Origin of the sequence: Acaryochloris marina S15 (genome assembly GCF_018336915.1) — a bacterium.
Lineage (GTDB): Bacteria > Cyanobacteriota > Cyanobacteriia > Thermosynechococcales > Thermosynechococcaceae > Acaryochloris > Acaryochloris marina_A.
On record NZ_CP064923.1, the window covers coordinates 2,925,725 to 2,938,156 of the forward strand.

The following is a 12,432-nucleotide window of genomic DNA, read 5'->3' on the forward strand; positions in this document are numbered from 1 at the left end:
ATTGATTTGAATAATATGAATGAAGAAAATAAGAAAATAGTCTTTCTCATTACGTCTTTGGAGTATGGTGGTGCGCAGACACAACTTATTCCCTTAGCTTTCGAACTTAAGAAGCTTGGATGGGAGATTTTGGTGGTATCGATGCGAACTCCAGAAGCGTTTGTTGAGGATTTGAATAAAGCTGCTATATCAGTAGCCTCTTTGGACATGCCAAAAGGAATACCTGATCCAAGAGCCATACTAAAATTAGTAAGGATTTTAAAAGATTTTAAACCCCAAATTCTAAATTCACATATGTTTCATGCGAATCTATTGGCTCGCATTACTAGACTACTTGTAAAGGTTCCAGTGTTAATTTCAACAGCTCATAATGTAAACGAAAAGTCTTCCGCCCAGGACCAATTGGATAAAGCAAGTTGGTTCGAAATTGCATATCGATTAACAGATCCTTTAAGCAACCTCACTACAACGATTTGCCAAGCAGGTGTTGATAGATATGTGCATGTAAAGGCTGTACCTTCAGAGAAGATTCTTTTTATACCGAATAGTGTTGATACTCGTCGATTCTATCCAGATCGATCAGTACGTGAGTTGGTTCGTACTTCATTAGGAATAGAGAATCAATTTTGTTGGCTTGCAATCGGTAGATTGGAACTTCAAAAAGATTATCCGACAATGCTTTCGGCGTTCTCAATACTTGTAAATCAGTATCCTGATACGCAATTGTTGATTTGTGGGACTGGCTCTCTCCAAGATGAAATTGAAAACTTAGTATTCTCTTTGAAGTTAGAAAGAAATGTAAAGTTGTTAGGGGTTCGTAAAGATATTCCTCAGTTGATGAATTCAGTCGATGGTTATGTAATGTCCTCAGCTTGGGAAGGAATGCCTATTGTGCTGCTTGAGGCTTCTGCAACTGGATTACCAATAGTATCAACAAATGTAGGTGGAAATTCAGAAGTGGTAATACATGGTCAAAATGGATTTCTTGTACCGCCTCATGATGATAGAGCTTTGGCATTACAGATGAGTGAACTAATGGCTCTAACACCTAATCAACACAACAATATGAGCAAGGCAGGTACAAATCATATTCTCAATAAACACCAATTAGATAAACTTAGTAATCAGTGGAATAGCCTTTATGAAAAAACTTTTGAAGAAGTGACGAATTTATAGTGTAGCTACAGAGTTGAAAAGTAGTATTTATTAAGAATTTTTTTGAGATAAGGCCGTCCAATAGCAGAATTATATATTTTGTAGAATTTACTACTCCTTTGACTAACCTGCCAACTATGTCTAAGTAATGATTGGATAGTAAACCAATTGATTGCTTTTTTTTGTGCTAGCAAGTCACCATTAGAATAATCTTTAAAGTAACCTTCTATAAAACTATTGATTAAGATTCTCGGAACTTGATTAAAGGTAAAGGATTTCGTTCCCCAGTAAAGTAATTCAATGCCTGCGATAAATTTACCAACAGTATGAAGTTGAGGCTCTAGTTTTTTTGTCATGCATAAGTCTAGACAATATAGTTTGTGTTTGTTGATTAGAATGTCGCGGCAATCAAAGTCTGTTAATCCAACGGAGTACGTTAATTGCATAGGAGTAAACGAAGATTTTAGTCTATCTACAAGATCCTCATATAGATTATGGCAGTACTCATTGGGAGATGTAACTAATTTATTTTCAGTTTCCATGGCTAGATGAACTCTACGAAGCCATCTTCCAATGCGATATAATTCATCAGTTGAAGTTGACTTTCTTAAGGAATAATATAAATCTTCAGCATCTAGTTTGAAACTAACAATTGCATTCCACTTCTCAAGATAAGTTAAGATAGGCAGAGTATAAACTGATAAATCTTCTGATTTAATACTTTCTAAAAACCAAGAATATGATTGATACTCTCTTTGTCCTATCTCTCTGGAATTTTCATCTTTAGTCGATTCGTAAAGTGAATTTCCATCAATATTCTTGTATTTTAGGATTTTTACATATAGTTCTTGGCCATTAGAAAGTTTGTAAATTATCAAAAAACACGTATGCCGAATTTCTAATTCTGCAGAATCAATTACATTGACATTATTATCAACAAAAAAATTGAAGCTATTAATATCATGCCTTATTTCATTTATAACTGCATTATTATTCATTGTTGTCGAAGTAAGTATAAATGATCTTTTATTGAGCTATCTTTAATAGTCTTAACATGGCTAGAGAAAGAATATTAGTAATCATTCGTTTGAGTTATAAGTTTGTTGTTTTCTGACTAAATTTTAGTTTAATACAAATTTCAGAACTTGGTTTACTTAAAATGTATACTTGTATCTTAAAATTGGACATACAAGAATATTAATTTTGATTTTCTTGACAGAGTAGATTGACGCTAAATTATTAATTTTAATTATTTTTTGCCTTCAAATTAATTTTAGGTTAAAATAGGAATATCGTCAATATCTTGTCAGATTAAATTCGGTGTATTTATCTATGAAATAAATAATTTAATTATAAAGAGTATAAGTTTTCTACCTCTATATAGCGATCTGACGTGGGTTGTGAGAATTATATTCAATCTAAATGGATACTGGTAAAGATTTCAGCCTCTCTACATCTCACGATTGATTTCAGATTGCTATAGATAATACTTCTTTGCTTCTGCTATATCTTTCTAGGATCTAATCAGGAAATATTTCTTCTATTTTTTCTAGTTTTGCATGTTTTAGCTCTTGATCTTTGAGGATAATTACTTAGCATAAAAAATATTTTTGAGAGCTTTAAAATGCGAAGATAAATAATGCTTAGAGGAATTTTATTTAGATACTTATATCTTATGTTTTTAATTAATAATACTCAAATAAATTTGCAATTAAAACTAAGTAATAATCTTCACCATATGGTCTATTGTTTTGTCAATTATTTAACTGAGAAAATATGATCAATAAACCTATTTTACTTTATATAATACCTCTCTCTGTTATTGGTGGCACTCAGTCTCATTTGTGCCATTTGCTGGAAGGTTATGCCCATCAGTATGAAATCCATTTAGCTACTGGTGAAAAGGGCTATTTAACTGAGTTTGCAGAATCTAAAAATATTGATGTTCATATTTTACCAAACTTAATTCGGAGCATAGATTTTAGGTCAGACTTTAAGGCGACTAAAGAATTTATTGCTCTGATAAAAGAGTTGAAACCTTGTCTGATTCATGCTCATAATTCTAAAGCTGGTCTTGTGGGGAGAATAGCAGGTTATTTATGTGGTGTACCTACTATTTATACTGCACATGGTTGGCAATTTGCTTCAGGAACCCCCATCGTCCATAAATCATTGTCTTATATCAATGAAAAGCTTGGGGCAGCTTTATCCAGCAAGATCATTTGTGTTTCGGAAAGTGATAGAAAGTTAGCTTTACATTCCTCACTCACAGATTCAAGCAAATTGGTTACTATTCATTTAGGAATAGAAGATAGTTGCCCTATTACTGCCCAACCTGAGAAGCAACCTCCAAAAATTGTGATGGTAGCTCGATTTGATACTCAAAAAGATCACTTTACGCTTTTAAATGCTATTTCGAAATTAAGCCATTTAAAATTTTCTGTCGATTTGATTGGAAGCGGTCCTCTTCTGTCTGACTGTGTAGAAATGGCTACGAATTTAGATATAACCAATAAAGTTAACTTTTTAGGAAACCGCCATGATGTTCCTAAAATCTTATCTTCAGCTCAACTATTTGTTTTAAGTACTCATTATGAAGGATTACCCATCAGTATTTTAGAAGCAATGAGAGCAGGTTTACCTGTTATTGCTTCTAATGTTGATGGCATCCCTGAGGAAGTAATTGATGGAGAAACTGGATTACTGGTAAAAAGACAAGATATCGATGAGCTAGCTTTTACAATTGAGTTACTTGTGAGTTCTCCAAATATTCGTAAGAGTATGGGCGAACTGGGTCGGCAGACTTTTCAGAATGAGTTTTGTATTGATCGGATGCTCCAAGAAACTCAATCTTTATATGAACAGCTTCTAAGTACAGGACAAAAAAGATAACACCTCCCGGAACTCATCAGCTCTCTGGTCGAGATTGAGGACAATGACTCGTAAATGGTCAAAGCCATAACGAAAGACGAAATCGTAAAAAATTTGTAGTCTACCTGTACTTATGCTGCCCCTACCAAGGCAGAGAGTACAGGAGCTTGCCAGCCTTTCTCCCACTCATTACTGGTGATCATCCCTCTGATTTGCAATACATTGTGGGCTCCATCATGAGTCCATTGCATTTTCTTGGTTCGTTTAAAGCGGTCATTGATAATCGTATCAATATGAGATTCCGCAACTTGACTGGTGTAGCTTAGACCCTGTTGATCTCGTTCTTTATAATTCACCAGATAGACTTGATTATTCTCTAGATAGTTATATAACTTCTTCAGCTTTGAGCGTTTCTTTTCATTTGTAATGTTGGTCATTAGCAGTTCTAATTTTGGCAACGCCTCATCTGACTTACCATGCCACAATTTCCATTTCACTCCCTCCAATGTCTCTGTGAAAGCGTCATCCACTGCCCCCCTGACATTTTGAAATCGCATGGCAATATGAAACCAATCCAAAATACACAGAAGTTTTTTGCAGTGTGGAGCCAAGCTTAAAATCACTGACCAACACTTTTGTGCACCATCTGCTAAAGCGGTAACCCGTGTATTCTCCGTCATTCCCTGCTTACGAGCGGCATTGAGCGTATAGGTTTTCATTGTCGTTAGATCATCATCCTGGGCTGAGAGTGCACAGCTTTTAACCTTGATCTGACGATGATGGCTATCCACTTCAATAATTTTCTCTGGACGATAGGCCACTGCAGAGAGCGCTTCAAAGCTGCGCTTTTCTGGATCCTTAGTAGGGACATGGCCACCATCAATTTGGAGGATCACCTCTTGAGCACTGGCCGCTTTGGTTGTGGCTATCGGCTGAAGATGGGCTTGAGTTAATGTCGCACCCACTTCATTGGTGATGTGTTTGACCTGATTATGGTTATTAACTGAACGACGATGAACCGTCAGTTTCTCTAGGTTTGTCTGAGCTTTACGGAAGCTATACAACGCCCCTTGCTCACATTGCAATTTGGCTAAGTCTGGGTGGATAGGGGTGCCAAAGACTGATGATGTAGTCGGCGCACTCTGCCAATCACAATCAGGATTTTTACACTTATGCTTTTGGATGCCAATTTTATGGTCAGTAAAAACAGCATGGAACTTGGATTTAGTGAACCCTTTCTTCACAATTTTCTGACCACATCTTGGGCAAAGATAATAACCAGGGTCTATTAGTTTGGATTGCAAAGCTAAGAGGGAATTTTGTACTTTCTCAAGCAGAGAGATTTGTTCTTCATGTCGAAGTCCCAAGTCTAAAATAGATTCTGGTACTTCAATATCATAAACTTTGAGAGTATCTCGTTTTACAACCTCTTGAGAACTGACCGATACTTTCTCGGCAATTATTCGTAACTCGTATTCTACTCTCTCTATCCCAACTAGCCATCTTGCTAATGGGACTATGATCACTGTTTTATATAAGCTACAAATCAATTACGCTTCCCTTGCACATCGGTGTGCTTATCTCAATGGCTTAATTTGCATGCAAAGGTGACATGCTCCCGATTGGGTCGAACAGGCAGTAGATCCGTCGCAATATTTTCAAACAGATAAGCATACAACCGTTGACATGTATTATGTGTGGCTGTTACTAACAAAACCAGCATCTGATTAAAGTGTTGTCGAGCCCCTTGTAAAGAGAGTCGAGAGCGGTCATATTCTGCCCATGGGGCAGCCTATTCCATGAGACTTCTCAGTAAGTTGTAGCCTAGAAAATGAGCCCAAATGTCCTTGCGCACCGAGAGTGTTTAGACTTTTGTGTAAGCAGTAGCGTATTCAATAATTGAATCGTGTGGGAATAGAATAGCAAAATGTGACAATGCAGCCTTCCAATTTGCTATGGGTCTTGTCCATCTTTTCGAGTAAAGGTCAGATCCCCCCACTCATCGACCAATCAAATCGAGCACGCAGTAGCTCAACGACAAATTCATTGCTCTGAAACTGCTACCCATGTTTACAATAGATCCAGAGAAATTCTAATGTTGAGACCTTTGCCCATGCTAGTGAAGTCCACTACTCGTCACATCCATATTTACACTGCCCAAGTGGAAAATAACGAGCTGATTCCCAGTGAAAGTGTCTTAACTCTAGATGTTGACCCCGATAACGAGCTGGTTTGGAGTGAAGATGCCCTCCAGCGAGTGTATGCCAAGTTTGACGAACTCGTTGAAACCTTTTCAGGTGAAGATTTAACAGACTACAACCTCCGTCGTATCGGCTCAGATTTAGAACATTATGTGCGATCCCTCTTGCAAAAAGGCATTGTCGGTTATAACCTCAGCAGCCGTGTGCGTAACTTTAGTATGGGCCTGCCCCAGGTAATCGCATCAGAATCCAAGTAGAGGGTGGCGGTTTATCAAGACCACATTCAACTCACTACCCAAGAACATGGCAATATACAGGATCTAATGGATTAAGTTCATCAGGCGATCCGGATTCAGGTATTCAAGTGGGCATGGTGAATGTATTCAATGTCGACAGTACGGGGGGATCGGTGTCATAGAATTTGAGCCGGATCTCAAACAAGACTTACCAGCCCTTCTGAATCGCCCCCTGATTGATATTGGCCTTTGCCCCCAGGATCATCTTCTAGCCTCATTTCTCATATCTAAGCCGTGAATCCGCCCATTGGATTAAAGTTATGTGCCGACTGACTGGCCGTGAGCGCCGCCTGGGAGAAGAGCTGAAAAGCCTTCCGAATCTCATTATGGGAATTGCCCGGCGTCAAGATCCATTGTTCACGCACCCCCATCTCTCGAAACACCCGTTTAAAGTCCGTCTGTCCATCATCGATGCCCATTGCTGCAATAATATGGTCTTCCGTGCGCAGCATATCCTCGACCATTATCTTGACCTCCCGGACAGAACGCCGAGAATGGGCATCCGCTCCATCCGTAATAATCAGAGATACCGTCCGCACCGGCACCCCATTATCGATAAAAGCTTGGGCCTTCGCTAGAACCGTAGCCAGTAACACCAGAGTTTGGTCATAGAGCGGCGTTCCCAGATTCGGATCATAATTGTGTTGATCCATCCGCATCGCTTGGTCAACAGAACAGTAGGGATAGAGCACCGCCCCATTGAGATAGCGGTTGTGAACAAGAATATGGTCTTTCTGTGGGGACATGGCCAACGTATCCAGCACCGTATTATGTCCAGCCCGGACCACCGCCCCATGGCCGGCAAACCGAATCGAACCCGAATCATCCGGCATGATTGTCACCAGCACCACCTCACTAGCCATCACATCATCGACTGGCGTTCCCAGGCCAGCCTGGATCTGTGCCCCAATATCGACAATATTGAGGGCCTGCATCGATGCCTGTGAGAGTACCCCATCCGCTTGGGCTGATTGGAATAGTGCATTTAGATTCGGAACTTGAGACATAACATTCTCCTTAAAAAGTGAGGTGTATAGAGAGGAAGTGATTGACGCATTATTGAGAAAAGCCAGCAGACCCAGCAGACGCTGATCGAGCCATAGTTTAATCCGTCTAAGGATTGATGCCAGGCCAACCTGCGATCTCATCCGTAGAACGCACCAAATGCATGCCCGCTTGTTGAAACCGTAGAAATGCCTCATTGGCCTGCTCCGTAAAATCGACCACCCCTGGCACCACCACCGGCGAAGAACAATCTTCCAGCAGGTAAATTTTCTTCGCCAAGTCCGGGTCATGGGCTTGAATTTCCGTGAGTAAGTCATCGATAGTCCAGGCGACACAGTGACTCTTGGCCTGCCCAGCAATAATCACCACATCAAAATCCAACAGCTTTTGGATAAACCGGATATTCTTTTGGGCAATCGGCCGTCCCTTCGGATCATCGAGAACCTCCGGTCGGAGCACCGAGTAATTTTCTGTCAGAGGATTGCCCCCCTTGATTTCAAAATTGGTCTGACTATGGCGAGCCAGATTATGGAAAAAGCAGGCCTCCTCCACCGCCGCCACCAGGGCATGGCCAATGCCTCCCAACATCGAGTGATAGGGCCAAATAGTCAGGGGATATTTCCCCTTCTGGGAAAGGCGTTGGACATAGTGGCGGGCAAAATTCTGCAGAGCCATATAATTGCCCAGACTATAGGCCATTGCCGGATTCACCTTCCAGGCCCCCTGTTCCACCTCTGCCAAAGAAATCATCGTCAGGGGCGTGGGAGACTCGCCGCGATCATTCAGCCAAAAATCAGCATGGAAGATCTGCATCGCCGTATGAGTATCCATCGTCGGTGCAATTTCCGTAATCGTCCCCAAATTGCGGTAGATAAACTCACAAAGTCGGCGATTATCCTCCACTGCCCCCATCCCAGACGGTCCCCCCACAAACAGCTCAAAGTCGGGAATACAAAACGTATTTTGGACATCAATTGCCATCAGACAAATCCGCATTTTATCCTTCGCTGCTGGCTGCACCCCCTGTTGGCTTGCCCAGTCCCGGGCCTGTTGGACTCTGTCCTGGTAAGGGACCCGCCACACCTTCCCCACCCGTTGAGGGTCAAAGAAATTAGGAATGGGTAATTGCGTCAACATCATTTTAAAATCTCCTACAACTGCAATAACTGAATGGTTTGGGACCCTACCGTATAGAGTCCCTGGGGAGCCGCCAATACCTGATAGCCCGTCTGCACAAACGGCTCCGTTTCCGGGAATTGTCGCTGCAGGATCAATCGCCCTTGATCTACCTGCACCCGAGCAATGCCCTCATCCGTCGCCACCAGCAGGGCATCTTCCACCGCCCAATGGGGACAAATGGGCGATCTCCCTGCCGTCCATTCCCCCACATCGGCCTGAGCCACCACCTGACCCGTCGGTGCGATTACCCAACATTGCTGTTGAAGTACCCCTTGGTCCTGGATCGTCACGAAGAGCCATCCCAAAGATTGACTAAACGTGCAGTTGGCCGCCACTATCGTCCCCGCTCCCATGGACAACGACAGCCGATCATTTATCCCTGAGCGCTGGACATCGAAGACGAAAGCCCCGTTCAGCCGTCCGGCTCGATAAAAACCCAGTCCAAACCGAGGTCCCACCCAAAACTGGGTTTGTCCGGCCAATACCTCCCCCACCACTGAGTGGTCCCGCATTAACTGTCCTTGGCTCAACCAATAACAATGCCGATCATTCACCGCAACCTGGGGCCGACCTTGATAGCAATCCACCGAGATCCGCTCCGTATCTGCCGATAATCTCACCACCTGACCCTGCTGTGCGATCCAAGTAGTTTGACCCTGTAGATACCAGTCGGACTCAGGACTGAGATCGCCCGTGAGCATCACCGCTCCGTCTTCCCGCTTAAACTGCCCCTCCTCCCAGACCAACCACTGCAGATGCCCTGCTGTCAACGTAGCCGCCAAGATCACCCCATCCGTTTGTAAGACCGTCGTGACCTTAACCTGTCCCTGCTGAACGGGTGGAGCAACCCCTATAGATTGCACACAGCTGGGACAAGCAGATCGAGCATGTTCAACCCCACAGGACGGACAGGTTTGCCAGCGCAAATTTTCCAATAGCGATCGCGGAAATGCTCCCCGCCAATCCTGTTCAAACACCCGCTGAAAATGATCTAACAATGCTTCCGGTAAGCGATCGCACGGTAAAGCCGGCTTCGGATAGCGTACCTGGGGATGAAACACCGTTATCCGATGTAAGGGGCGAGCTGCCGCAGGCAATCTCTGAGCTGGATCAGACGGTCTATAAACACCACCATAAGGATTAACAAACAGCAGTGCCTGCATCAGCATTACCGTAAAGGCGTACCAATCTGACTCCCAGGAATAGGGTCGACATAAAATAGGCTGTGTTCCCTGCGGATCACACAGTAGTGGATCGACAAAGCGGGCTGTAAACACCGAACAGGGAAATGAACCAAACTGGAATGAATCGGCATCAATCAGAAATGCCTGGGTGCCCTGCACTAAAATATTTAGGTCATTAAAATCTCCAATCACCACATCTGCACAATGCAGCTTGGCCACCGTCTCGTGCAGATCCAGAAATAGATTGACCACCACCTGTGTGTCTATCGTCTGCCGAACCTGGCGATGGTCTCCGACCCGCCTGCGATGGTCCCCGACCCTCCTTCGGAGATCGCAATACCGTAACAGCACCTCCGCATTCGCCACCAGCGGCATCGTATAGCCTAAAATTCGCCGTCCGCCTTGATTCATCACCAACCCCTGTGGGGCAATCACCCGCTCAGGTAACGACTGGGGAAACTGCCGCAGCTTTTGCTGATGCAGCGCCAACCGCTCCCGTGCGCCCTGCTGAGCCTCAGCCATGCCCACAAAATCAGGATGACTGGGAGACTTAAATAGCTTCACCGCCGTGGTTCGATTGAGGCGATACACATCCGCTTCTCCCCCCTTCCCAATCGCTTGCTTAGGGCGTAGGCGAACTCGTTTTTGATTGATATAAACGTCCATAGAAATTTAGAAGTAGCATGAGCTTCGTATCGCAATACCAATTGACGATACGATCTTATAAAATACAGTATTGCCCTAAAACCTCTTCACAGAAAAGAGATTGAGCTTTTTGCTAGCGCACCTAAAATAAATCCGTATTGCAATACCGTATTGCTTTAAACTTGTTTGATCTCAAAAGTCTGTATAAACGTCGTGGCCACCTGCTGTAAGTCTGCATCGAGCCGTTTCCAAGTCTCCTGGGCAATCCTTTCTGGTACCCCACCATAAAACCCTTGAGCAATACCACCGGCAATACAGGCTTGGGTATCACTATCACCTCCAAGCGATACGGCATTGCGAATCGCATCTTCAAAATCTGTAGATTCTAGAAATGCCGTGATCGCCTGGGGTACCGACCCCTGACAGGAGCTATCAAACTGATACTGGGGTCGAATCTCTTCCAGGCTCAAACTCAAGTCATAGCCAAAGGTTGCTTCGATATAGGCTTTAATCTCCGCCTTAGACTGCCCCTGTCGCCCTAGGTAAATGGCTGCCGCAGTTGCCTGTGCTCCCTTAATCCCTTCTGGGTGATCATGGGTGACGGCTGCACTTCGCTTCGCTTCTCGCAATACCGTTTCTAAATCATCAAAGGCAAATCCAACAGCACTGACCCGCATGGCTGAACCATTCCCCCAACTGTGATACGGTTCCAAGCTGTCTGATGCCCCCCATTCTCGAAAGGTTCTGCCATAGCCAGCTTTGGGATAGCGCCGATAATAGTCCTTGATGCTATGGACATACTCCTTCTGATGGAGAATGGCATCCGCAACTGCGATGGCCGAAGGCCGGTCGGGGACCATCGTAAGTACCGTATCGTCTGTAAATTTCGATTTCTTACTAAATAATTCAAACTCTTTCCGTTTCATTCGTCGCCAATGGGGCTCAAAAACTGACCCAATCATGTCACCTGCGATCGCACCTAGCATCACTGCCTCCTTCTTCCGTCTCTTTCCGTCTAATACTGATTAACGTAGTGTCGTCCGGTAATAAACCTGGAATCTTCCGCACCTGCTGAGCATCCCAGTCCGGCTGTATCACCTCTCTATTGATTTGAGCGAGCCGTCGTCGCACCTGATCAGGATTCTGGAAATAGCGATCGCAACACCAGAACTGATTCAGTGGTCCCACAGGTTCCAACTTTCCAGGGAGATACTCTTCCGCTACATTCATTAAGTCCCCTACCCCATCGCTTCCAATCAGCACAGACTGCACCTGCTCAGTAGGTTGTTGAGCATAAATCTGGAGTTGAAATGGATCGGGGCCTTTCTCGGCTTCCCATAGCAAGCTGTATGCCAAATAGGGCGGAGCATTATTGGCAAATGGACCAATCTGATGAAGCTGCTCATTGATGGCAAATACCCCATCCCCTAGACCAAAAATCCAGGTTGTTTCTGGGGTTACTAAACACCCAGTCAGGGTGAATAAGAAGTAATCCAACAGCCCTTGTTCATCCGCTCCTAACGGCTCCTTTAAAGTCTGCATCTTCTCTAATAGGCGCTTTCTCAATGTCTGCCAAAACAGCTCGTCTTCTGGTCGTTCCTCTGCCACTAATTGAGCAAGAGTGTGCACCGTTAACTGAGCCCCTAGCTGCGCTCCGACTTCACTTTTAGGTCGACTCCCGCACCCATCACATACCACCGCAATGGTTGCTTGACCTGGTGTAAGAATGGCCCAAGCATCCTGATTATTCTGACTGACTCGTCGATGGTTCTGGCCCAAAATAGACCCAGCCGCGACTTCAAAATGCTGTTGCATTGCTCTATAGTGTAAAAGTGACACTAACTCAACTAAATCTATCATAGTGTCACTTTTACACGATGTCAAGATTGACCCTAT

General features: G+C 43.8%; 10 protein-coding genes and 1 pseudogene. 3 read left to right on the forward strand and 8 right to left on the reverse strand.

Annotated elements, in window-relative coordinates; genetic code table 11:
• The first annotated feature begins 15 nt into the window (after positions 1–15).
• Positions 16–1,176 (forward strand): glycosyltransferase, encoded by a 1,161-nt coding sequence (locus tag I1H34_RS13555; RefSeq protein WP_212666077.1) that lies wholly within the window; start codon positions 16–18, stop codon positions 1,174–1,176.
• Between the two features lie 5 nt (positions 1,177–1,181).
• On the opposite strand, the gene I1H34_RS13560 is transcribed toward I1H34_RS13555, so the two are convergent.
• Positions 1,182–2,153 carry a hypothetical protein gene (locus I1H34_RS13560; protein ID WP_212666078.1) on the reverse strand — a complete coding sequence of 324 codons (972 nt, stop codon included), beginning with the start codon at positions 2,151–2,153 and terminating at the stop codon, positions 1,182–1,184.
• A gap of 778 nt (positions 2,154–2,931) precedes the next feature.
• Here I1H34_RS13560 and I1H34_RS13565 point away from each other — a divergent pair.
• A complete protein-coding gene (locus I1H34_RS13565; RefSeq protein WP_212666079.1) occupies positions 2,932–4,047 on the forward strand; it encodes a glycosyltransferase family 4 protein in 1,116 nt (371 codons plus the stop codon).
• Positions 4,048–4,157: 110 nt separating this feature from the next.
• Here I1H34_RS13565 and I1H34_RS13570 read toward each other — a convergent pair whose 3' ends face one another.
• The gene (locus I1H34_RS13570; RefSeq protein ID WP_212666261.1) at positions 4,158–5,516 is read right to left on the reverse strand and encodes an ISKra4 family transposase; all 1,359 of its coding nucleotides are present in this window, start codon (positions 5,514–5,516) and stop codon (positions 4,158–4,160) included.
• 92 nt (positions 5,517–5,608) lie between these two features.
• Positions 5,609–5,881 (reverse strand): annotated as a pseudogene (locus I1H34_RS32180) (hypothetical protein); the annotation flags it as partial.
• Between the two features lie 258 nt (positions 5,882–6,139).
• Here I1H34_RS32180 and ndhM point away from each other — a divergent pair.
• Positions 6,140–6,484, forward strand: a complete 345-nt coding sequence (ndhM, locus tag I1H34_RS13575) for an NAD(P)H-quinone oxidoreductase subunit M (RefSeq protein WP_212666262.1) — start codon at positions 6,140–6,142, stop codon at positions 6,482–6,484.
• A gap of 266 nt (positions 6,485–6,750) precedes the next feature.
• On the opposite strand, the gene I1H34_RS13580 is transcribed toward ndhM, so the two are convergent.
• From I1H34_RS13580 to I1H34_RS13600, 5 genes are all read right to left on the reverse strand, one after another.
• Positions 6,751–7,530 (reverse strand): hypothetical protein, encoded by a 780-nt coding sequence (locus tag I1H34_RS13580; RefSeq protein ID WP_212661664.1) that lies wholly within the window; start codon positions 7,528–7,530, stop codon positions 6,751–6,753.
• Between the two features lie 106 nt (positions 7,531–7,636).
• The gene (locus tag I1H34_RS13585; protein WP_212666263.1) at positions 7,637–8,665 is read right to left on the reverse strand and encodes an isochorismatase; all 1,029 of its coding nucleotides are present in this window, start codon (positions 8,663–8,665) and stop codon (positions 7,637–7,639) included.
• 14 nt (positions 8,666–8,679) lie between these two features.
• Entirely contained in the window at positions 8,680–10,557 is a 1,878-nt protein-coding gene (locus tag I1H34_RS13590; protein ID WP_212661663.1) for a hypothetical protein, read from the reverse strand.
• Positions 10,558–10,712: 155 nt separating this feature from the next.
• A complete protein-coding gene (locus tag I1H34_RS13595) occupies positions 10,713–11,522 on the reverse strand; it encodes an ADP-ribosylglycohydrolase family protein (protein WP_212661662.1) in 810 nt (269 codons plus the stop codon).
• Positions 11,500–12,351, reverse strand: coding sequence for a protein phosphatase 2C domain-containing protein (locus I1H34_RS13600; protein ID WP_212661661.1), 852 nt, complete (start codon positions 12,349–12,351; stop codon positions 11,500–11,502). Before I1H34_RS13600 ends, I1H34_RS13595 begins: the two co-directional genes overlap by 23 nt.
• Positions 12,352–12,432 lie beyond the last annotated feature (81 nt).

What these genes read in the sequence shown, in the direction of transcription:
- I1H34_RS13555 (WP_212666077.1), top strand. Translation starts at nt 16, where the DNA reads ATGAATGAAGAAAATAAGAAAATAGTCTTTCTCATTACGTCTTTGGAG.
- I1H34_RS13560 (WP_212666078.1), bottom strand. Translation starts at nt 2,153, where the DNA reads ATGAATAATAATGCAGTTATAAATGAAATAAGGCATGATATTAATAGC.
- I1H34_RS13565 (WP_212666079.1), top strand. Translation starts at nt 2,932, where the DNA reads ATGATCAATAAACCTATTTTACTTTATATAATACCTCTCTCTGTTATT.
- ndhM (WP_212666262.1), top strand. Translation starts at nt 6,140, where the DNA reads ATGCTAGTGAAGTCCACTACTCGTCACATCCATATTTACACTGCCCAA.
- I1H34_RS13580 (WP_212661664.1), bottom strand. Translation starts at nt 7,530, where the DNA reads ATGTCTCAAGTTCCGAATCTAAATGCACTATTCCAATCAGCCCAAGCG.
- I1H34_RS13585 (WP_212666263.1), bottom strand. Translation starts at nt 8,665, where the DNA reads ATGTTGACGCAATTACCCATTCCTAATTTCTTTGACCCTCAACGGGTG.
- I1H34_RS13590 (WP_212661663.1), bottom strand. Translation starts at nt 10,557, where the DNA reads ATGGACGTTTATATCAATCAAAAACGAGTTCGCCTACGCCCTAAGCAA.
- I1H34_RS13595 (WP_212661662.1), bottom strand. Translation starts at nt 11,522, where the DNA reads ATGCTAGGTGCGATCGCAGGTGACATGATTGGGTCAGTTTTTGAGCCC.
- I1H34_RS13600 (WP_212661661.1), bottom strand. Translation starts at nt 12,351, where the DNA reads ATGCAACAGCATTTTGAAGTCGCGGCTGGGTCTATTTTGGGCCAGAAC.